At 67.9% G+C, this 21,168-nt stretch carries 23 protein-coding genes and 1 tRNA gene; 17 read left to right on the top strand and 7 right to left on the bottom strand.

Going from position 1 to position 21,168, the window contains the following annotated elements; genetic code table 11:
• Positions 1-31: 31 nt before the first annotated feature.
• Entirely contained in the window at positions 32-493 is a 462-nt protein-coding gene (gene greA, locus ASF28_RS00370) for a transcription elongation factor GreA (protein WP_056086120.1), read from the top strand.
• On the opposite strand, the gene ASF28_RS00365 is transcribed toward greA, so the two are convergent.
• Entirely contained in the window at positions 477-1,358 is an 882-nt protein-coding gene (locus ASF28_RS00365) for a LysR family transcriptional regulator (protein ID WP_056086118.1), read from the bottom strand. The genes greA and ASF28_RS00365 overlap by 17 nt on opposite strands.
• A gap of 146 nt (positions 1,359-1,504) precedes the next feature.
• Between ASF28_RS00365 and wrbA the strand changes: the two genes are divergently transcribed.
• Positions 1,505-2,104, top strand: coding sequence for an NAD(P)H:quinone oxidoreductase (wrbA, locus tag ASF28_RS00360; RefSeq protein ID WP_056086113.1), 600 nt, complete (start codon positions 1,505-1,507; stop codon positions 2,102-2,104).
• Between the two features lie 127 nt (positions 2,105-2,231).
• Here wrbA and ASF28_RS00355 read toward each other — a convergent pair whose 3' ends face one another.
• Positions 2,232-3,209 (bottom strand): L-threonylcarbamoyladenylate synthase, encoded by a 978-nt coding sequence (locus ASF28_RS00355; protein WP_056086108.1) that lies wholly within the window; start codon positions 3,207-3,209, stop codon positions 2,232-2,234.
• 214 nt (positions 3,210-3,423) lie between these two features.
• On the opposite strand from ASF28_RS00355, the gene ASF28_RS00350 reads away from it, so the two are divergent.
• The 9 genes from ASF28_RS00350 (at position 3,424) to ASF28_RS00310 (ending at position 11,999) form a co-directional block, all read left to right on the top strand.
• Entirely contained in the window at positions 3,424-5,175 is a 1,752-nt protein-coding gene (locus ASF28_RS00350; protein ID WP_056086106.1) for an acyl-CoA dehydrogenase, read from the top strand.
• Positions 5,176-5,240: 65 nt separating this feature from the next.
• On the top strand, positions 5,241-5,996 hold the full coding sequence (locus tag ASF28_RS00345) for an enoyl-CoA hydratase-related protein (protein ID WP_056086103.1): 756 nt from the start codon (positions 5,241-5,243) through the stop codon (positions 5,994-5,996).
• A 2-nt stretch (positions 5,997-5,998) separates the two neighbouring features.
• Positions 5,999-6,841 carry an SDR family NAD(P)-dependent oxidoreductase gene (locus ASF28_RS00340; RefSeq protein WP_056090981.1) on the top strand — a complete coding sequence of 281 codons (843 nt, stop codon included), beginning with the start codon at positions 5,999-6,001 and terminating at the stop codon, positions 6,839-6,841.
• Positions 6,842-6,854: 13 nt separating this feature from the next.
• Positions 6,855-7,715, top strand: coding sequence for an SDR family oxidoreductase (locus tag ASF28_RS00335; protein WP_056086100.1), 861 nt, complete (start codon positions 6,855-6,857; stop codon positions 7,713-7,715).
• Between the two features lie 10 nt (positions 7,716-7,725).
• Positions 7,726-8,730 (top strand): magnesium transporter CorA family protein, encoded by a 1,005-nt coding sequence (locus ASF28_RS00330; RefSeq protein ID WP_056086097.1) that lies wholly within the window; start codon positions 7,726-7,728, stop codon positions 8,728-8,730.
• A 105-nt stretch (positions 8,731-8,835) separates the two neighbouring features.
• Positions 8,836-10,524 (top strand): methyl-accepting chemotaxis protein, encoded by a 1,689-nt coding sequence (locus ASF28_RS00325; RefSeq protein ID WP_056086093.1) that lies wholly within the window; start codon positions 8,836-8,838, stop codon positions 10,522-10,524.
• A 123-nt stretch (positions 10,525-10,647) separates the two neighbouring features.
• Entirely contained in the window at positions 10,648-11,412 is a 765-nt protein-coding gene (locus ASF28_RS00320; RefSeq protein ID WP_056086091.1) for an SOS response-associated peptidase, read from the top strand.
• Positions 11,413-11,567: 155 nt separating this feature from the next.
• Positions 11,568-11,771, top strand: coding sequence for a hypothetical protein (locus ASF28_RS00315; RefSeq protein WP_056086088.1), 204 nt, complete (start codon positions 11,568-11,570; stop codon positions 11,769-11,771).
• Between the two features lie 12 nt (positions 11,772-11,783).
• Entirely contained in the window at positions 11,784-11,999 is a 216-nt protein-coding gene (locus tag ASF28_RS00310; RefSeq protein WP_056086086.1) for an alkylphosphonate utilization protein, read from the top strand.
• Between the two features lie 49 nt (positions 12,000-12,048).
• Here the strand turns inward: ASF28_RS00310 and ASF28_RS00305 are convergent, their stop codons facing one another.
• Entirely contained in the window at positions 12,049-12,306 is a 258-nt protein-coding gene (locus tag ASF28_RS00305; RefSeq protein ID WP_056086082.1) for a hypothetical protein, read from the bottom strand.
• A 267-nt stretch (positions 12,307-12,573) separates the two neighbouring features.
• Here ASF28_RS00305 and ASF28_RS00300 point away from each other — a divergent pair, with 267 nt between their 5' ends.
• The 4 genes from ASF28_RS00300 to trhA all read left to right on the top strand — a co-directional run bounded on the left by ASF28_RS00300 (position 12,574) and on the right by trhA (position 17,759).
• Positions 12,574-14,382, top strand: coding sequence for an adenine deaminase C-terminal domain-containing protein (locus ASF28_RS00300; protein WP_056086080.1), 1,809 nt, complete (start codon positions 12,574-12,576; stop codon positions 14,380-14,382).
• Between the two features lie 220 nt (positions 14,383-14,602).
• Entirely contained in the window at positions 14,603-14,788 is a 186-nt protein-coding gene (locus ASF28_RS00295) for a hypothetical protein (protein ID WP_056086077.1), read from the top strand.
• A 601-nt stretch (positions 14,789-15,389) separates the two neighbouring features.
• Entirely contained in the window at positions 15,390-16,505 is a 1,116-nt protein-coding gene (locus ASF28_RS00290; protein WP_056086074.1) for a COX15/CtaA family protein, read from the top strand.
• Positions 16,506-17,078: 573 nt separating this feature from the next.
• Positions 17,079-17,759, top strand: coding sequence for a PAQR family membrane homeostasis protein TrhA (gene trhA, locus ASF28_RS00285; protein ID WP_056086072.1), 681 nt, complete (start codon positions 17,079-17,081; stop codon positions 17,757-17,759).
• A 22-nt stretch (positions 17,760-17,781) separates the two neighbouring features.
• On the opposite strand, the gene ASF28_RS00280 is transcribed toward trhA, so the two are convergent.
• A complete protein-coding gene (locus tag ASF28_RS00280; RefSeq protein WP_147708574.1) occupies positions 17,782-18,654 on the bottom strand; it encodes a glycoside hydrolase family 25 protein in 873 nt (290 codons plus the stop codon).
• A 201-nt stretch (positions 18,655-18,855) separates the two neighbouring features.
• Between ASF28_RS00280 and ASF28_RS00275 the strand changes: the two genes are divergently transcribed.
• On the top strand, positions 18,856-19,308 hold the full coding sequence (locus ASF28_RS00275) for a DUF488 domain-containing protein (protein ID WP_056086068.1): 453 nt from the start codon (positions 18,856-18,858) through the stop codon (positions 19,306-19,308).
• Positions 19,309-19,315: 7 nt separating this feature from the next.
• Here ASF28_RS00275 and ASF28_RS00270 read toward each other — a convergent pair whose 3' ends face one another.
• A complete protein-coding gene (locus ASF28_RS00270) occupies positions 19,316-19,519 on the bottom strand; it encodes a DUF3606 domain-containing protein (RefSeq protein ID WP_056086065.1) in 204 nt (67 codons plus the stop codon).
• 298 nt (positions 19,520-19,817) lie between these two features.
• Between ASF28_RS00270 and ASF28_RS00265 the strand changes: the two genes are divergently transcribed.
• Positions 19,818-20,126: a hypothetical protein gene (locus ASF28_RS00265; protein WP_056086062.1), complete on the top strand. Its 309-nt coding sequence runs from the start codon at positions 19,818-19,820 to the stop codon at positions 20,124-20,126.
• Positions 20,127-20,580: 454 nt separating this feature from the next.
• Here ASF28_RS00265 and ASF28_RS00260 read toward each other — a convergent pair.
• Positions 20,581-20,665: transfer RNA gene (locus ASF28_RS00260), tRNA-Leu, on the bottom strand.
• Positions 20,666-20,805: 140 nt separating this feature from the next.
• A complete protein-coding gene (locus ASF28_RS00255; RefSeq protein ID WP_056086060.1) occupies positions 20,806-21,108 on the bottom strand; it encodes a FliM/FliN family flagellar motor switch protein in 303 nt (100 codons plus the stop codon).
• Positions 21,109-21,168: the final 60 nt, after the last annotated feature.

Genomic DNA, 21,168 nt, shown 5'->3' with positions numbered 1-21,168 from the left:
CTTAGCCGTGCCGGGATGCATTGCTGGTTTCATGAGCAGTGCATTTGTCAAAGAGACCGAGGGCGGCGAAGCCTTCGAGGATCTTCCCGATCGCCCCATCTCCGAGCATCCGAATTTCGTCACCCCCGAGGGATTGGCGCAGATCGAAGGCGAGGTCGCACGCCTGCGCGACGCGTTTTCGGCCCTGACGCCCGATGCCAAGGCGGACGAGTCCCGCGTGACCCGCGACCTGCATTACTGGACGGCGCGGCTGGGTTCGGCCCAGCTCGTCGAAGTCGAGCCCGGCGACGTGGTGCGGTTCGGCTCCACGGTGACCATCGCCCGTGAGGACGACAGCCGCCAGACTTTTCGTATCGTCGGCGAAGACGAGGCCGATCCGACCAAGGGCAGCCTGTCCTACGTTTCCCCCATGGCGCGCGCTTTGACGGGCAAGGGCGTGAGCGACACCGTCACGGTAAATGGTCAGGACATCGAGATCATTGAGACGAAGTAGATCTCCCCTCGATCCGGGGGCGTAGGGCGACGATTTCCTCCGTCATGAAATCCATGAAGGCCCGGACCCGCGCGGCGTGGCGCAGGTCCGGATGGGTCAGGAGCCATAGGCCGGCGGACAGCTCCGGCATGTGGTCCGACAGCTGAACGAGGTCCGGACGCCCGTGGGCCGACCAACAGGGCAGGGGGCCGATGCCGATGCCCGCTTCCACTGCCTCGCGCAAACCCAAGACCGTATTCAGGGTGAGGACCACCCGCTCGGCGGGCGCACGCCCTTCGAGAAAATGTGCGAAACGTCCGCCCGCCACACCGTCGCCCGGCACGACCCACGGGCACCCATCCATCGGTTTGCCGGTGAAGTCCGACCGTCCATAGACCGCCCAGGCGATGGTCGCGAGGCGACGCCCCACCAGGGATGCGGACGGCGCGTCGCTGGCGCGCAGGGCCACGTCGGCGTCGTGGCGGGATAGGTTGAGGGTTTCCTCCGCCACAAGGAGGTGGAGGCGAATGCGCGGATGGCGTGCGGAGAAGCGCGCCAGGATCGGCATCAGCATGTCGGCGACGAGGCCCGCCGGGGTCGTGATCCGAAGGTCACCGGCGGGGCTGCGATCCTGCCCAGCGAGTTCGCGCGTAAAGCGCGCGACTTCGGCCTCCATGCGGACGGCGGCCTCCACCATGACGACCCCCGGCGCCGTCGGCACGTAGCCGGCGCGGTGGCGGTCGAACAGGATGATACCGAGGACTGCCTCGATCCCGGCGAGGCGGCGGAACGCCGTCGAGGGGTTGATACCGAGATGCTCGGCCGCCCGCGTCAGGCCGCCATGTTCGGCGACGCTGCGTACGAGGCGGAAGTCGTCCCAGTCCATTAGGCGTGCTCAACTCGTGCATTTTTGCAAAGATCGTTTTGCAGAACGGGGCGTTTTCGCAAGGGTGCTTCTAGGCGATAAGGCCTGGTGAAACGTAAGCCGGCCCCGATGGGGTCGGACCATGCCAACCGTCGGGAGACGACGCGATGACCAAGGTTCTGGTGCTGTACTATTCGTCGTGGGGCCACGTGGAAAAGATGGCAGAGGCCGTTGCCGAGGGTGTCCGCGAGGCCGGCGCCGAGGTGACGATCAAGCGCGTGCCGGAACTGGTGCCCGAAGAGGTCGCCCGCCAATCGCACTACAAGCTGGATCAGGCCGCCCCCATCGCCACCGTGGACGAGTTGCCGGACTACGATGCCATCATCTTCGGCACTCCGACCCGCTACGGTAACATGGCCGCACAGATGAAACAGTTCATCGACCAGACCGGCGGCCTGTGGGCCAAGGGCGCCCTTGTCGGGAAAGTCGGCTCGGCCTTCACCTCGACGGCGAGCCAGCACGGCGGTCAGGAAACGACACTGACGAGCTTCCACACGGTACTCTTGCACCACGGCATGGTGGTGGTCGGCTTGCCCTACGCCTTCCAGGGCCAAATGGGGGTCGACGAGGTGAAGGGCGGCTCGCCCTACGGCGCCACCACCCTTGCGGACGGGGACGGCTCGCGTCAGCCGAGCGCCGCGGACTTGGCCGGTGCCCGCTATCAGGGCCGTCATGTCGCCGGCATCGCCGGCAAGCTCGCCGGCTGAGCGTCCAAGAAAAAAGGCTCGGATCACTCCAAGCCTTGTAAGGGAAAAGGCCATTTGGGGGCTGAACTGGCCTTCGTAATCAGCGAACGGGCCATCACTGCGATAAGTTCCGGTCCGGTGAAAAAATTTATCGCGGCGCAGCGGCCCTGCGCAGACGGTCGTTGATCGCCTCGCCGAGGCCCGTCTCCGGGATCGACGCCACGGCGATGGAGGCGGCTCCCGACGCATCGAGGGAGCGCAGGGCCGAAAATAGGTTCGCAGCGGCCTCGGCGAGATCGCCCGCCGGGCTGAGATCGAGCCGAGCCAGAACCTCTACGGTCTCGGGGATTCCACCGAACGCCAGTACCGCTTCGTCCGGCGCGGCACTCACGGCGTGAAGTCGGACGCGGGCACGGGGCGCGTAGTGAGAGGCGAGGAGCCCCGGTCCGATGGGAACCGGGGCGGTGCCCGGGTCCGCGCCGGCAAGATGGTATCCCAGCACCCGTTCCAGCGCGGCCCGCGTCACGCCACCCGGCCTCAGCAGGCGTGGGGGGCCTCCAAGACACGCAACCACCGTCGATTCCACCCCCACCGGCGCCGTCCCGCCATCGAGGACGGCGGAAATCCGCCCGTCGAGGTCGGCCAGCACGTGCGCCGCGCAGGTAGGACTCACCCGGCCGGACCGGTTGGCGGACGGCGCCGCCACCGGGCGGCCAACTCGAGCGAGGAGATCGCGGGCGACGGCATTATCGGGCACCCGGAGCGCAACGCTTGCAAGGCCGGCACGGGCGAGGTCGCAAACGGTGCAATTGGGCCCCGCCGGGACCACGAGGGTGAGGGGACCGGGCCAGAACGCTTTGGCCAGGGCCAGGGCAGCATCATCGAACACGCCCTGCGCCTGCGCGGAAGCGAACTCCGCCACGTGCGCGATGAGAGGATTGAAGCGCGGTCGCTCCTTAGCGGCGTAGATGCGGGCCACGGCCACCGGATCGGAGGCGTCGGCGCCGAGCCCGTAGACGGTCTCCGTCGGGAAAGCGACGGTGCACCCGGAGCCGAGGAACCGCGCGGCCTCCGCGATCCCAGCCGCGTCAGCCAGGAGGCGAAGGCTTGACCCGAGATCGTTCATATCTAAACTATCCCTGGAAACCGACCGGGCGCTCCGCGTCCCACGTCTACGGAGCGAACGTAAGTCGTTGCGTGTTCGAGGCTTACCCGCGCGTGGGGCTGCGTCGACGCCAGGGGGTGCTCTAGCGCCGGGCCGGCCGTTGCGTCAAACCGGGTCCCGAACGAGACGCCAAGCGCGCAAAGCGCAACACAAGAAGACGGTTCGAGGGAGCCCCATGACCTACCGCGCCCCGGTTTCCGAGATGCTGTTCGCCCTGCGCCACGTCGCCGGGCTCGATACGGTACTGGGGGACGACCTCACCCCCGACGACGCCCGGACGATTCTCGACGAGGCGGCCCGCATCGCCGACGAAGTCATTGCACCGTTGAACCGGTCCGGCGACCGCCACGGCACGCCGTTCGTGGACGGGGCGATCACGACGGCGCCGGGCTGGCGCGACGCCTACCGGACCTGGACGCAGGGCGGCTGGAACGGTCTCTCGGCCGATCCGGACCACGGCGGCCAGGGCCTGCCGCTGCTGCTCAACGCCGCCTGCACCGAAATGTGGAATGCGGCCAGCATCGCGTTCGGCCTGTGCCCGCTGCTCACCGCCGGCGGTATCGAGGCCCTGGCGCAGCACGGCTCCGAGGATCTGAAGGCGCGCTACCTCGGCAGGCTCGTCTCGGGCGAATGGACCGCGACCATGAACCTGACGGAGCCGCAGGCGGGCTCGGATCTGGCCCTTCTGCGCAGCCACGCGGAGCCCGTCGGCGACGGCCGCTACCGCATCGTCGGCTCGAAGATCTACATCACCTACGGCGAGCACGATCTCACCGACAACATCGTCCACCTCGTGCTCGCCCGGCTCAAGGACGCGCCGGCCGGCACGCGCGGGATCTCGCTGTTCCTCGTGCCGAAGATCCTGCCCGACGGCAGTGGCAACGACCTGCGCTGCTCCGGCATCGAGCACAAGCTCGGCATCCACGGCTCGCCGACCTGCTCCATGGCCTTCGGCGACCAGGGGGGCGCCATCGGCTGGCTCATCGGCGAGGAGAACCGCGGGCTCGCCTGCATGTTCACGATGATGAACTCGGCCCGTCTCAACGTCGGCCTTCAGGGCGTCGGTATCGCCGAGCGGGCAACGCAGGGCGCCTTGGCCTATGCCCGCGAGCGCCGTCAAGGAAGAGCGCCGGGCGCGCAAGGCCCGAGCGCCATCGTCGAGCATGCCGACGTCCAGCGCATGCTGCTCACCATGAGGGCCTACACGGCGGCGGCGCGCGGCATCTGCTATCTCACGGCCGCGGCCCTCGACGGGGCGAAAGGGCCGGAGGGGCAGGCCGCCCACGACCGCGCCTCCCTCCTGACCCCCGTCGCCAAGGCGTTCTCCACGGACATCGCCAACGAGGTCACGTCGCTCGGGGTGCAGGTCCATGGCGGCATGGGCTTCGTCGAGGAGACGGGCGCGGCCCAGCACATGCGCGACGCGCGCATCCTCGGGATCTACGAGGGCACGAACGGCATCCAGGCCATCGACCTCGTCACCCGCAAACTGCCGCTCAAGGGCGGCGCCACGGTCCGCGCCCAGATCGCGTCCCTGCGCCGGGTGGCGGAGGGGCTCATGAAGGATGCCGACCCGGCCTACGGCCATCTGGGTGCGCGCCTGCGCGCCGGCATCGAAAGCCTCGACCGGGCGACAAGCTTCCAGCTGGCGGCGCTGGCCTCAAACCGGCCGGAAACAGCGCTCGCCGGGGCGACGCCGTACCTGCGCCTGTTCGGCCTCGTCCAGGGTGGAGCCTGCTTGGCGCTGGAAGCCCGCGCCGCGCGGGCCGCCCTCCAGGCCGGCGAGACCGACCCGGCCCATGCCGGGCGCATCGCCCTGGCGCGGTTCTTCGCCGAGAACGAGCTGACGGCGGCGGCCGGCCTCGCCGACAGCGTCATCGACGGCGGTGCCTTCACCGAGGCGGCGGCCCTGGCCCTGGCGGGTTAGCGCGAAACCCCTTTCCCTCTGCGGGAGGGGCACGCAGCGGACGGCGAGACCAGCAAGGAACCATCATGACCGAGCACGTTGTCATCGAGGATACCGGCAGTGTCCGCCTCATCCGCCTCGACCGGCCCGACAAGCTGAACGCGCTGACCAGCGCCATGTATGACGCCCTGCGCGAGGCCTTGGCGGAGGCCGACGGGTCGGAGGCCATCGGCGCCGTCGTGTTTTCGGGGGCGCCCGGGGCATTCAGCTCCGGCAACGACCTGTCGGACTTCGTGGAGGCGTCGCGGCATCCGTTCGAGAACTCGCCCGCCCTGCACTTCATCCGCCAGCTCGCCCGGACCCGGACGCCCATGGTGGCGGCCGTGGACGGGGTCGCGGTGGGCATCGGCGCGACGCTGACCCTGCATTGCGACCTCGTTTACGCCAGCCCGGCGGCGCGCTTCCGCATGCCGTTCGTGGAACTCGGCCTCGTGCCGGAGGCCGGTTCGAGCTACCTGCTGCCGCGCCGCATTGGCTTGCAGCGGGCGACGGAGATCCTGCTGTTCTCCGAACCCTACGATGCCGACGAGGCCGTGCGCCTCGGCCTCGTCAACGCCGTCATCCCGGCCGATCTACTCCTCGACCACGCCCTCACCAAGGCCGGCCGCCTCGCCGCCCTGCCGAAGGGGCCGATGCAAGCCACCCGCGCGCTCATCCGCGGCGATCAGGCCGCCCTGGAGGCGGCGGTCGAAACCGAGGCGGTGGCATTCGAGACGCGCCTGCGCTCGCCCGAAGCTCAAACCGCTTTCGCGGCCTTCCTCAACCGGTCCCGCAAGACGTGACCCTGGCCCCCGACCTCCGAACGAAGATCTGCCTCGTCGCCGGGGCCTCGCGGGGCGTCGGGCGCGGGATCGCGCAGGCGCTCGGCGAGGCCGGCGCCACGGTGATCGTCACCGGCCGCTCCAGCGAGACCGGGCCGCGCACGGACGGACGGCCCGAGACCATCGAGGACACCGCCCGGATCGTCGACGCCGCCGGTGGCACCGGCCACCATTACCTCTGCGATCACACCAGCGAACGCGCCGTCGACACCCTGGTCCACTGGGCCCTGCGCCGCTTCGGCCGGATCGATGTGGCGGTCTCCAGCGTCTGGGGCGGCGCCGAAGGTTACGACGGCGAGCGCTACCCCGATGGCGCCGCCTGGGGCACGCCGTTCTGGCGCCGCTCGGCCGAACCGCTTTCGGAGTTCTTCGGCAGTGGGCCTTACCCTGGCCTCCTGCTCGCCCGCGCCGTGGCGCCCGCCATGGTGGCGGCGAAGGCCGGCCTCGTCGCCTTCGTGTCGTTCGACACCGGCCCCGGCTACCTCGGCGACGTGTTCTACGATCTCGCCAAGGCGACCACCAACCGTCTCGCCTTCGCCTGCGCCCAGGAACTGGCGCCCCACGGCGTCACGGCACTGGCCCTGTCGCCGGGCTTCGTCCGCACGGAGCGGGTGGTCGATCTCGGGCACGCCGATCGGGCCACGGAGACCCCGCTCTATGCGGGTCGGGCGCTTGCGGCACTCGCCGCCGACCCGGACATCGCGGCCCAGGCCGGGCGCATCCTGCACGCGGGCGATCTCGCTGCCCATTACGGCTTCACAGACGCTGACGGCACCCGGCCGGCGCGCTTCCAGATCGGCCCTTGAGAGGACGTCCGCCATGACAGGATCATTGAAGGGCAAGACACTGTTCATCACCGGCGCCTCGCGCGGCATCGGCCTCGCCATCGGCCTGCGAGCGGCCCGGGACGGTGCCAACGTCGCCATCGCGGCCAAGACCGATACGCCGCATCCCAAGCTCGAAGGCACCATCCACACGGCCGCCGCCGCCATCGAGGCGGCCGGGGGGAGGGCGCTGCCCCTGCTGGTGGATGTCCGCGACGAGGTCAGCGTCGCCGCCGCCATCGAGAGAACCGCGAAAACCTTCGGCGGGATCGACATCGTCGTGAACAACGCCAGCGCCATTTCGCTGACCCGCACACCCGAGACCGAGATGAAGCGCTTCGACCTGATGCATCAGATCAACACGCGCGGAACCTACATGGTCTCGAAATACGCGATCCCGCATCTGGAAAAATCCGAGAACCCTCACATCCTGATGCTGTCGCCGCCCCTCGACATGGCGGAGAAGTGGTTCGCGCCGCATCTCGCCTACAGCATGGCGAAGTTCGGCATGTCACTCTGCGTCCTGGGGCTCGCCGGCGAACTCCGGTGCCAGGGCATCGCGGTGAACGCCCTGTGGCCGCGCACCACCATCGCGACGGCGGCCGTGCAAAATCTTCTCGGCGGCGAGGCCCTGATGCAGGCGAGCCGCACGCCGGAGATCATCGCCGATGCGGCCCACGCCCTTTTCAGTCTCCCCGCCCGCACAAACTCCGGCCGTTTCCTCATCGACGACAGTTTCCTGGCGGAGCAGGGTGTCACGGACTTTACAAAATACCGCGTCACACCCGACATCCCCCTTGCTCCGGACTTCTTCGTGCCGGATGCGAGTCCACCGCCTCCCGGGGCCTTCGCCTGAGACGTAACGCGTGATCTTCATTCACCAGCCGGTCGCCGGCGCCGGGCAGACTCTGCTCGAGCGCCGTTCCCTCGAACTGCAGGACCCGATCCCCGACGACACCGTGTGGCTCGACATGATCCGCCCGACCCGGGAGGAGGATCTCAAGGTCGAAGCGTTCATGGGCATCTCCGTGCCGACCCGCGAGGAAATGAAGGACATCGAGCCCTCCGAGCTCCTCTACGTCGAGGACGGCGCGCGCTACATGACCGGCCGGGTGCTGAGCAAGGTCAGCGACGGCGACGAGCCGGGGCTTGCCGGCATCACCTTCATCCTGCGCGGCAACCGCCTCGTCACCGTGCGCTACGAGGAGCCGCAGGCGTTCCGGATGTACACCCAGCGCGCCGGGCGCTCCACGGGCAACGGCCCCTCCGCCGTGCCGTCGGGCGAGACCATCCTGGCCGGTCTCATCGAGACGGTCATCGACCGGGCCGCAGACGTGCTCCAGCTCCAGGGCGAGCGCATCGATCGCCTCTCGGGCAAGATCTTCGAGGAGAAAGCCGACCCGTCGGCCCGCAACACCGCCCTGCAGGACACCTTGCGCGCGCTCGGGCGCCACGGCGACCTCATCTCGAAGCAGCGCGAGAGCCTCGTCTCCATGGAGCGCATCCTGCTCTCGCTCTCGGCCACCTACCGCACCGCCAAGGCACCGCGCGAGCTGCGCGAGGACGTGCGCTCGACCCTGCGCGACCTTCAGTCGCTCGAGGAGCACGCCACCTTCCTGTCCTCGAAGATCCAGTTCCTCCTCGACGCGACCTTGGGCCTCGTGAATCTCGAGCAGAACAACATCATCAAGCTGTTCTCCGTCATGGCGGTGGTGTTCATGCCACCCACCCTCATCGCCTCGATCTACGGCATGAACTTCAAGGCGATGCCGGAACTCGATTGGAGCTTCGGCTATCCGATGGCCGTGGTGATGATGGTCGTCGCCGCCGTTCTGCCGTACGTGTTCTTCCGCTGGAAGAAATGGCTTTAGGCAATCTGGCGTCGTATCTGTCCGTTAACCGCGATCGGGCTACGCCGGACACGCCGTCAGCTTGACCACACCGGTGGATTCACGGCTGCCTTCGGAGAGCCGAGCATGCCGTTCAGGTCCACGACCATCCGCACGAAGCTGGTTGCGACGTTTGCCGTCGTCACGCTCTTCATCCTGGCCATCGGCATGCTCGGCCTTTCCGGCGTCGACCGGATCAACGGCCTGCTCACCGCCGTGCAGACCAATTGGCTGCCGAGCGTCCGGACGAGCGGGGAGATCGACGTCTCCATGGCCCGCTACACCACGAGCCTGCTGCGGGCGACGCAGACGACGGATGCCGGCGACCTTGCGAAGATCGAGGCGGATCTCGCCAAGCGACGTCAGCAGGTCTCCGAACGGTCCGACGCCTACGAGCCGCTGATCAGTTCGCCCGAGGAACGGGCGTTCTACGATACGTTCCGACGTGAGGCTAAAAGCTTCTTCGAGGCGGCCGACCGCATCGTGGGCGCGGCACGCGGTGCCGAACAGGGCAAGGCTTACGGGCTGTACACCTCCACCGCCGTCGAACCCCGTCGCCGGGCTTCCCTTGCCCTCGAGCAGATCATCGCCCTGAACAACATCGGTGCCGCCCAGGCGGAGTCCGAGGGCGCGGCCATCGCCGCCCGGACCCGGACCATTGCCATCGCGGCGGTGGCGGCGGCCGTCGTCATGGCCATCGGATTGGCGGCCCTCATCATCCGGGGCATCGCGAGCGGTATCGAGTCCGTGGTCCGCCCGATGACGGCCCTCGCACACGGCGACCTCGGGGTCACCATCCCGCATCAGGGCACCGGCACCGAGATCGGTCGCATCGCCGACGCCGTACAGCTGTTCAAGGACGGGCTCGTCCGGATGAAGGCGCTTGAGGGTGAAACGGCACTGGCCCGTGCCGGAGCGGAAGCCCAGCGCCGGCAGGGCATGCGCGACATGGCGGACGCCTTCGAGCGCTCGGTGGGCGGAATCGTCGGCTCGGTCGGTGCCGCTGCGACGGAATTGCAGGCCACCGCTCAGGCGATGACCGCGACGGCGACGCAGACCGGCGGTCAATCCGTTTCGGTCGCGGCCGCCGCCGAGGAAGCCGCCATCAACGTCCAGACCGTGGCGGCGGCGGCCGAGGAACTCGGTTCGTCCGTCCATGAGATCGGCCGGCAGGTTCAGGGCTCGGCAAGTCTCGCGGAAGCTGCCGTCCGCGAAGCCGGTGCCACCGCCGCCCTGGTTCAGGACCTCAGCAGTGCCACGGCGCGCATCGGCGACGTGGTCAAGCTCATCGCCGACATCGCCTCGCAGACCAACCTCCTGGCCCTCAACGCCACCATCGAGGCGGCGCGGGCCGGCGAGGCCGGACGGGGCTTCGCCGTGGTCGCGGCCGAGGTCAAGGAACTCGCGAGTCAGACTGCGCGCGCAACCGAAGAAATCGGCAGCCAGATCGCACGCATCCAGGGCGCGACGGGTGAGAGTGTCACCGCCATCGCAGCCATCCGCGACCGCATCGGTGAGATCAGCACCGTCGCCACCTCACTCGCGGCCGCCGTGGAGCAGCAGGGGGCGGCAACCCAGGAGATCGTCCGCAACGTGTCCCAGGCCGCGGCGGGAACGAGCGAAGTGACGATCAACATCAACGGCGTCGCGGCGGCAGCCGAGGAGACGGGAGCGGCGGCGTCCCAGGTGCTCGCCTCGGCTTCCGAACTGTCGCGCCAGTCGGAATTTCTTGGCGCCGAGATGAGCCGCTTCCTCGCCACCGTCCGCGCTGCCTGACCGACGTTCACGGGAAAGCTCGCAGAACGGGGAGTCCTGCTGAGAGACCGGAGTTGCTCCCGAACAGGATCAGCTCCCGAGCAGGACTTGCCCCATCGGCGCGGATTGCCGATGGTTCGCGCCATGTGCGGTCGCTACTTCGCCCTCCAGGCGCCGGAAATCCATCGACTGTTCTACGGGTATGCCGAGGTGCCGAACTTCCCGGCCCGGTACAACATCGCGCCGACGCAGCCGGTGCCGATCGTGATCTCCGAGCGCGGGCGCCGGCATTTCCGCCTCGTGCGCTGGGGCCTGTGGCCGAGCTGGCTCAAGGACCCGAAGGGCTTTCCCCTCGTCATCAATGCCCGTGTCGAGACGATCCAGGAGAAACCGACCTTCCGCGGGGCGCTCCGTCACCGCCGCTGCGTTTTCCTTGCCGACGGCTTCTACGAATGGCGCCGCGAGGGTACCGGCAAGACCGCGACGAAGACGCCGTTCATGATCCGCCGCGCCGACGGCGCCCCCATGGCGCTTGCCGGCCTGTGGGAGAACTGGCTCGGGGCCGACGGGTCCGAGATCGACACGGCGGCCATCGTCACCACGGGAGCCAACGGGATGATGGCGGCGGTTCACGATCGGATGCCGGCGATCCTGTCGCCCAATGAGATCGAGCCCTGGCTCGACACGCGGGGCGTCGAACCGGGCCCGGCCGCCGCCCTGTGCCGGCCCTGCCCCGACGACTGGCTGACGCTCGACCCCGTGAGTTCGCGGGTGAACGATGCCCGCAACGACGGGCCTGACCTTGTCGTACCGGTTGCCAAGCCGAAGGGGACGCGGGAGCTTCCCGGAACCCCGGCCGCGGATCGACCGCGATCCAGCGACGAGGACGCGCAGGGCGCTCTGTTCTGACGGGACCCGCGAGATAGCCGTCGGGCGAAAGCCGGCCCGTCATTCGGACGTTGCGTCGATGGCTCAAAGGCGGCATCGCTCATGCGCTGCGTGAGGCGCCGAGCGGTCCACCGGCCGGTCCGGCCCCGTGCGAGCCTTTGAGGGAAGACGAGACCATGACGCCCGAGGAAATCACCGACCTGAACCGGGCGCGTGCCAGTCTGGCCCGGCAGCGCAGCGCCCTGTCGAAGCGCATCGGCGCCAGCGAACTCGCGGCTGCTTCGGCGGCGGAGGATCTGATGCGTATCCTGCTGGCCATCGAGGCCGTGGACCGGGCGCTGACCGATGCCGGCCAGCCCTACACACCATCTATGGCCTGAGACGAAACGAAAATGGACGACACGAAGGATTCCAACGGCACCAAGCTGGCCGATGGCGATTCGGTGACCCTGATCAAGGATCTCAAGGTGAAGGGTACCTCGACGACCCTGAAGCGCGGGACGCTGATCAAGAACATCCGCCTGACCGGCGATCCCGGCGAGATCGAATGCAACGCCGAGAAGGTCAAAGGACTGGTGCTGAAGACGCAGTTCCTGAAGAAAGCCTGACGCATCTTCCATGAATCCGCCGGACGATTCGCCCGGCGGGTGACGGATATCAGTCGCCCGTCACCGCGCTCGGCACGCGGATCGGCGAACGGGTCAGGCTGCGGATGGGCTTCAGGGGCCGGCCGGACTTCTCTGCGATGGCCCGGTCCTGCTCCTCGATGATCTCCCGAGCCGGCGCATCGCCGTCGAGGCCACCGAGGATCTCCATGGGGACGCGCCGGTTCGAGGCGCGGGACTCGTCCTCGTAGAGGACGTCGAACAGGACGGAGCCACGCTCCTGCGGTTTCGACTTCGTGCGCTTGGCCATGACGGAACGATGCTCGGACGATGGGAAGGGGACGGGCAAAAGCCAACGGCCACGGAGGGGCCGGAGGTGCGCGTACATCCGGCGTCACCCCAAACCGTCATCGTGGCCGTCTCCGGTCAAGCGACAGGAGTCGCGACCGGCATGACCCTCAAATGGGATCGCGGGAGGCGATTGGCAACCCGTCCGATCTCTGGCGGCACTTGGCACGCCGCATGCCGAGCGTCAGGATCACGCGCCGTGACAAGGGCGCGACTTCCGGGAGCCGGCATGACCGACAGACGACCATTGACCCGTTTCTCCGTCGCGCCCCTGAGTACCATGACCCGGCACCTCGCGGCGGTGGCCTCCGGGCGAGCCGAGCCCGACCGTGTCCTCACCGGTGCGCGCCTGCTCTCGACCTATTCCGAGCGCGTCCTGCTCGAGCGCGAGGTGTGGATCGCTGGCGGGCGGATCGCGGCCGTGATGCCGGCGGGCACCTACCGGGGCGCGGCCGAGCGCGTCGATCTCGGCGGCGGCCTCCTGGCGCCGGGCCTCGTCGATCCGCACCTGCACATCGAGAGCAGCATGGTGACGGCCTGCGCCTACGCTGAAGCGGCGCTCCTCAACGGGACCACCACCATCGTGTGCGACAGCCACGAGATCGGCAACGTGCTCGACGTGGACGGCATCACGTGGATGCTGGAGGACGCCCGCCAGGCTCCGCTCAACATCTACCTCACGGTGCCCAGCACCGTGCCGGCGACCTCACCCGCGCTCGAGACGGCCGGTGGTGACCTTACGGCGCAGAAGATTTCAGGCCTTTTCGACACTTGGCCGGAAGCGATCGGCTTGGGCGAAAAGATGGATTTCGTCGCCGTGTGCGAGGGCGATCCGCGCGCCCATGCCATCATCGCGGCATCCCTTGAGCGTGGACGCCCGGTCTCCGGCCACATCTACGGACGCGGCTTCGTCGCCGCTTACGCCGCCAGCGGCGTGACCGATACCCACGAGGCCATCGACCGGGACATCGCCGACGATCTTCTCGAGGCCGGCGTATGGATCTACCTGCGGGGCGGTCCGCCGACGACGCCGTGGCACAGCCTGCCAAAAGCCATCGGCACAGTGCTCGACTACGGCGCATCGGCCAAGCGCGTCTGCGTCTGTACCGACGACCGCGATGCACAGGACCTCCTGGCGTTCGGCCTCGATTGGGTCGTCCGCGAGGCCGTGCGCCTCGGCATCCCCAAAGCCCAAGCCTGGGCGATGGGGTCGCTTCATCCGGCGACCCGTTATGGCCTCGACGGCGAGATCGGCGGGCTCGGAGGCGGGCGGCGCGCCGACCTCGTGCTCCTCGATGACGATCTCGTACCGCAAGCGACCTGGTACGGCGGGGAATGCGTGGTGAAGGACCGGGCGATCACCCCGCTCCTCGACGCGGCCCTTTCGGCCCCCTACCGCTATCCGGCCCCCGCCTACGCCACGGTGCACCTGCCCGATCCGCTGCCGGCCCTGACCCCCGCGCTCCCAACGGGCCCCGTCCGGGTCAACGCCATCCGTACCACGCTGCCGGGCATCGAACTCACCCACGAAGTGTTCGACCTCGCACCCGGCGCAGACTGGCCCGCGACGCTCGCCGACAACGATCTCACCTTCGTCACCGTGATCGAGCGTCACGGCCGGGCGGGCAACGTCGCGCACGGGCTCCTACGGGCGTTCGGGCTGAGGCGCGGCGCCGTGGCGAGCAGCGTCGGACACGATTCCCACAACATCATCGTCGCCGGCCTCGATCCGGTCGACATGCACGTGGCGCTCGATGCGATCCGCGGCATTCAGGGTGGGGTCTGCGTCGTTGAGGACGGCAGGGTCGTCGCCCTGGTACCCCTTCCGGTGGCCGGCCTCCTCTCCGACAAGCGCGTCACGGCGGTGGCCGAGGAGGTGCGTATCCTCAAGGAAGCCTGGATACGGGCAGGCTGCACCATCCCGTACATGGGCTTCAACCTGATCCCACTTTCCGTAATTCCGGAAATCCGCATCACCGACAAGGGCCTCGTCCTCGTGCCCGGCATGCGGATCGTACCCCTGTTCGAGCCTGCCTGACCCGCGGGCCGCTTTTTTGCCGGCTCGGAAGGAACCGGGCTCGCGTATCAAAAGTTGTGAAAGCGGGTCTCAACAGCCTCGCTTCCTCCCAAGCCTCTCAACAGCCTGTTCGCCCCTCGCGGTGACGGGCTGCTTCTTTTTGGGCACTCATGCGTTGGGAGGCGGGGCCCGGTGATCGCCAGCCTCACGTCGATCGACGGCCCGTCCTCGGAGCGAACTCATGCGTAGCCTTCTCACCCTCGTCATCGTCGGCGCCATCGCGTTCATCCTCGTCGGCATGTACGTGGCGCCGTCGCAGCCCGAACTGCGAACCTGGTACCTGCGCAACGCCTGCGAGCATCTCGACAAGATGAGCCCGAAGATCTGCGCACCCATCCGTGACGGCGCCGGAACCGAACGCACCTGAGCGCTTTCATTCGCGCCCGCGACTGGCTGCTGCGCAACCGACGCACCGGCGCCCTTACCATCGGGCAATGGCCGAACGCCCCGCTCTCGATCTTCGCGATTTGTGCAAGCGCCGACTGGGCCCTGGCCCCGGAGGGACCGGCCGGGACGATCCTTCGCGGCGTCGGCACGGTGGCACTGGTCGTCTGGGCAGCGGATGAGCTGGCGCGCGGCGTCAATCCCTTCCGCCGCATCCTGGGAGCCGGAGTGCTCACCGTCCTCGCGGCGCGCTGGATCGTTGGCGCGGTAGGATAGGACGCGTTCCGTGCGCAGGCTGCGTTTGCCCGCTTGCGGTGCGACGCAGGGCGCCTATCATCGGACTCCTGGATGCGAAACGAGGCGATACGGATGGCCTTCTTCATCGGAATAGCCTGCCCCTGGCTGGTGGTCGCCTTCCTCGATCTCATGGCGCTCAATCGAAGCCGGGACTTGGCTGCCGCCGCAGAGTAGGCGGCTTTCGCGAAAGGCCGCTGCGTCGCCGGGGGGCGTTGCCCTTCCGCTGAGCCCCGTCTACCTCCCCGGTCACAGGTGACAGCCGCCGGGTGGCGGGGCGGGATCGCGCGATGACGAGCAAGACTACAACTGGCCGCGAGAACGGACAACGCGCCGTGCGCGCCTGGCTCTACGTGCTGGCCGCCCTGGTGGTCTGTATGGTGGCCGTCGGAGGCACGACGCGTCTGACCGGCTCCGGACTGTCCATCACCGAGTGGCGCCCCGTCACCGGCGCCGTTCCCCCACTCTCGGCCGAGGCCTGGACGGCGGAGTTCGAGAAGTACAAGGACACCCCGCAATACCGCATCCTCAACCAGGGGATGGGCCTGTCCGACTTCAAGACGATCTACGCCTGGGAATGGGGTCACCGGCTCCTCGGACGCTTCGTGGGTCTTGCGTTCTTCCTACCGCTGCTGTGGTTCTGGTGGCGCGGCGCCCTGAGCCGTCGCCTCGGTCTCGGGCTCCTCGGGCTTGGCATCCTCGGCGGCCTGCAGGGCGCCATCGGCTGGATCATGGTCGCCTCCGGCCTGCAGCCCGGCATGACGGCGGTGGCACCGCTCAAGCTCGCCCTGCACCTCACCACCGCGAGCCTGATCCTCGCAGGCCTCGTCTGGCTCGCCGCGGGCCTGCGCACCGTGCCCGCTTCCCCGGTTCCGGTCCGGCTCGCCCGCACGGCTGTCGCCATCATGGTCCTGGTCCTGGCGCAGATCTTCCTCGGCGGTCTCGTGGCCGGCTCGAAAGCCGGGCTCGTCTACAACACCTGGCCGGGCATGGACGGCGCCTTCGCACCACCCCTGGCCGACCTGTTCGCCGTCCGGCCGTGGATCGAGAACTTCGTCGACAACCATGCCCTGGTGCAGCTCAATCACCGCCTCGTCGCCTACCTGCTCTTCGCGGTTGCGGTGATTCATGCGTTCGACGCCCGTCGGACGCTGCCGGGCAGCGGCACGGCACGGCGCGCCACGGGTGTGGCCGGCCTCGTCCTGGCGCAGGCCGTCCTTGGGGTGACGACCCTGCTCCTGGCCGTACCGCTCTGGGCGGGCCTCGCCCATCAGGTCTTCGCCATGGCGGTGCTGATGATGGCCACGGTGCATGCGCGCCTCAGCCCCGGCGCGACGGTGCAGCCAACCCGTTCGGATGCGACACCGGCCTTCGGTTTCGAAACCTTGTCCGGCCGCGCGGCCTGAATCGGCGCACCGGATTTCAATCCTGGCCGGCGCGCGCTTCGTGACACCGCACACGCACGCCGACGGATGTCCCTTTTCATCGGGATCCGCAGGCCGCATCTCTGGGACGAGCGAGTTTATTGCATCGCAGCGAACTCAGTCGGCACCTGGACGTTGTTCACGGTGCAGCGCCTGAGATCACGCGTTTCGCCCCCACACGACCATAGAGGATCAAGACGGCATGACGCTTGGTACACCCGTGTCGAACCGGACCGACGCGAGCAGGACTTCAGAGACCGGATCGCCTCGGCCCCAGGAAACCGTCACTCGGCGCCGACCGCGCGATCGACATACCCGCCGCATCGTCTTCGGTCTTGCCAGCATGCTTGGAATCGCCTGGGCCCTCGTGATCGCGAGCCGCTATCCCGACATCCTGCCAGGTCTCCTTCCCGGCTGATCCGGCGTCCGGATCTGCCGCAATCGTGCGCAATCCTGTGGAGGACACACGCTGGGTAGTTTTCCGCGGGAACGCTTTGAGCGGTCCAAGCGTAGCTTTCCCATGAACAGACGGAGCGGAACACTTCGGAGTCGGCAATGTTCCTGGCAGAGGACGGGCGCCCCGCGGGGCTGATCTGGAACTACACCCGTCGGGAGATTCTAGCGGACGGGATCGTCCACCTCCTCGGCGTCGCCCTCGGTCTCGCCGGGGCCATCGCGATCGTGATTCTCGCCGCACTGGCACCGTTAGCGGCGGTCGATCAGGCAGCCGTGGTCGTCTACGCCGCCGCTCTCGTCTCGATGCTCGGTGTCTCGGCCACCTACAACATGTGGCCCGTTGGTCGCCGAAAATGGCTCCTGCGCCGCGCCGACCACGCGCTGATCTATCTCATGATCGCCGGAACCTACACGCCCCTCGTGGCCTTGGTCGGCGCTGGCGGGACCGCGTGGAGCCTTCTTGCGGGCGTGTGGCTGGTGGCCGGCCTCGGCATCGCCCTCAAACTGACGATGCCCGGCCGGTTCGACCGCGCCGCCATCGGGCTCTACCTGCTTCTTGGTTGGAGCGGGCTCGCGGCGTATGACTCGGTGATTGCGCAGCTCCAGCCGGATGCCCTGTGGCTCCTGGCCGCCGGGGGGCTGCTCTATTCCTTCGGCGTCGTATTCCACGTCTGGCGTAGCCTGCCTTACCAGAACGCCATCTGGCACGCCTTCGTTCTGGCGGCCACGGCCTGCCACTACGGCACGGTCCTGACCACCGTGCTCAACGCAGGCGCCTGATCGAACGCTAAGTGAGCACGGTCTACTTGCCGGCGCAGAGGCCACGATCGGCAAGGGACGAGTGGTCCCGCGGATCGCAGTCCGTGGCAAGGAACGACGCCCATTCGGCCGTGGTGCCGTAGAAGGCGTTGCGATCGACGTCCCCGCGCACCCCCGGCACCCGGCCGGTGGAGGTGAACTGCCACAGCATCCACTTGCGCTTGGCGAAGCGGTGCTCGGGCTCGGCCGCCGTGGAGCGGACCCAGTGCGGGTAATCCGGCAGTTCGTCCTCGAGGACATCCTTGTGGAAGGTGATGTCCGTGTAGATGATCGGTCGCTTGCCCGTGTAACGCTCCATCTCGTCGAGCATGTAGCGGATCATCGCCAGGGCCTGCGCCTTGGGCAGCTTCTTCGGGCAGAGCTGAGAATGGCCGTTCCACTCGACGTCGAGGACCGGGGGGAGGGCGGTGGGATCGGACGGGACGTTTTTCTTGAACCACGCCATCTGATCCTGGGCTGAGCGGCACCAGAACACGAAGTGGTAGGCGCCGCGCGGCACGCCGGCGCGGGCCGCCCCGTCCCAGTTGGCGCGGAACCGCTCATCGACATGATCGCCGCCCTCGGTCGCCTTGATGAAGGCGAACTGGGTGCCGGCGGCGCGCACGGAGGTCCAGTCGATGGGCCCCTGCCACTTCGAGATGTCGATGCCCTGGATAGGATGCTGCTTGGCTCGGGCGACACCCGGATGGGGCTTCACATCGCCCTTGGTCGGGTAGAAATCCGTCGACGTCCCGGAGCAGGCGGCGAGGGCCGCGACGAGCGCGGCGCCGGCTACGCGGGCCGTCCAGCCGCCGAGGCCCACTTTGCCGTTGCGGTTGCGAAAGAGGGTCGGGGCAGTCCCGTTCGTCAGCGACATCGATGCCCGGCCCATCACTTTCCACGCACGCAACATTGGCTAGGAATGCCGGTGCGCGGTTAACAGAGCTTTGACGGCAATGCGGCGGTTTTCGGGAAGCCGTGGCGGCGTAGACACATACGCCGCAGGCGAGGTGATTGGCAGCACTGGCGCCCACAGCATAAGTCTTGGTTGCAGTTCGCCTTTTATCCAGGAGTCCGGATGCGCAAGACTGTGTTCACCATCGGCTACGAAGGCCTCGATCCGGAGCGCTTCACCATGGCGCTGACGGATGCGGGCGTCGGTACACTGGCCGACGTGCGCGCCGTCGCAAATTCCCGCAAGCGCGGTTTCTCCAAGAACGCGCTCAAAGCGGGTTTGCACGCGGCGGGCTTGGCCTACGATCACGCCCGAACCCTCGGCACCCCGAAAGCCGGGCGGCAGGCGGCACGGGCGGACGATGCCGCGCTCATGCGGAAGATCTACTGCGAAGAGGTCCTCGACACCGCCGATGGCAGCCTCGCCCTCGACGCCTTGTGCGACCTCGCCGTCCGCAGCCCGACCTGCCTCATGTGCTTCGAGCGCGACCCGGCGCGCTGCCACCGTCGGGTCCTCGCCGAGCGCATGGAGGCGCGCGGTTTCATCACCGTCGACCTGTTCGGTGCCGAGATCTGAAAGGAGATCAGACGATGCCGCCATCCGGCGACGGCCAGGATTTGCCGAGATGCGCCGCGACGGCGCCGGGGTCCTGACCGACGGTCGCGACGGCAGTCTCGATCTCTTCGACCGGTACCTCGAAGTACCGGGCCCAATAGGCTCGCGTCCATGGCTCGGTGACGTTCACCGTCCTGGGGGCGTGCGGATCAAGCGTCTGGTTGCTGGTCATCGGTGGTCCCTGGTCATGAACGTCGAGCGGTCCGGGACCAACGCTTGGCGCGACGTCACGGTTCGCAGAGGACACGACTCACGCGCTCGAACGCTGTGAGCTCTGACATCCAGCGCGGGGGAGGCCGGATATCGACCCATTTCTCCGGCGCAGTTCCTCACCTGCGCCACCAAGGACCCACTCGAACGGCGATTCTCAAAGAGGACAACAAGCGGGGGCATGTATTTCTGCCGTCCGCGAACCAATACGAGCTCCGGTGCGTTTACCGCCCAACGCAAACATAGGGACGAAACGCATCATGCGCACGAAGACATTCGCTATCGCCACGTCGATGATCCTGTCGCTGACGGGAGCCGCCTTCGCCCAGACTGCGGCAGGAGGCGGAAGCGCCACCGGCAACATGAACAACCCTGGTAGCGTGAAGAGCAATGGGGAGAAGGCGGACGAGCGCATGACCGGCTCCGCCACCGGCGGCACCACGGGCACCGTCGGCAGCCCCCCCGGCCGCGAAGGCGGTGCGGGCAACATGGGTGGCGGCACTGGCACCAGCTCCAACACCGGCGTCGGTATGGGTGCGGCTGGCAATTCGCAGGGTCCGCGCCAGTAGGAAGGCTTTCGCGGAACTCCCGGTCACAGCCGGTCCTTCCGTGAGTTCGATGGGTGCGCCTGCAGTTTTGCACGACTCATCACGGAAGCCCGATCCCCGGGTCGGACATCCAAGGTCGGAGCTCTGCTCCGGCCTTTTTCGTTTTGGACCGTATCGCCAGGACATTCGTCCAAGCGGGAATCGGCACAGGCATCCACGACCTGGACGTCATCGCTATCACGACGCTGTCCGAAGCCGGCGCTGCTCGGACGCACGAGCTACTGGGGTGATCACCTGGGCTCGGCCAATGAGATCGGGGCGCGAGATTGACTCAGACGTCCGGCAGGCCCCGCGCGAAGCACGGTCATCGAGCACAATGTCTGCCGATCAGAAACAGAACTTCGTTCTGTAAGCCGAGGTTGGCGGATGAACCGTCGCCAAACCTCCGAAGTCTCATGCACCAACACAAATGTGTTGGTGCGGCCAAGAGGACTCGAACCTCCACCCCTTGCAGGACTAGCACCTCAAGCTAGCGCGTCTACCAATTCCGCCATGGCCGCATCGTCGTCACCATCGTCTCGGAGCCGGCCGGTTAAGGCGTGGCGTCCGTTTCGTCTGGCGCGGCGCAGCAACTAGCAGATGGATCTGGAGCCGACAAGCGGGTTCGGAGGAAATTGCGGGTTCGGAGGAAAATGCGGGTTCAGAGGAAATCGACGCCGTCGAGCACCGGAACTGCGCCTTCGCCGATGGTGACGCCGGGCAGGCGCACGACTTCGGCCTTCCGGATCAGCTCGGTGACCTCGACGGAGATGCGGTTTCCCGTCACCACGATCTGTCCGCGCGCGATCGGGTGGTCGTTGGCCAGAATCTCGACCATATCGGTTTCGGTGGATTCGAGTTCGATCACCGCGCCGCGTCCCATGCGCAGCAGGAGGTGCAAGGGCATGTGCCGCCGCCCGAGCACCACCGTGAGATCGACCTTGAGGTCTTCGAGAACCGCCACGCGACCCGTTCCTTGCCCGTGGGACCGGCCGCGACACCCGCACCCATCCCCGGAGCCGAC

The sequence above is a fragment of the Methylobacterium sp. Leaf99 genome (assembly GCF_001422375.1).
Taxonomy (GTDB): Bacteria; Pseudomonadota; Alphaproteobacteria; order Rhizobiales; family Beijerinckiaceae; genus Methylobacterium.
Note: the sequence above shows the minus strand (reverse complement) of the source record. Positions and strands in the feature narration are given on the sequence as shown.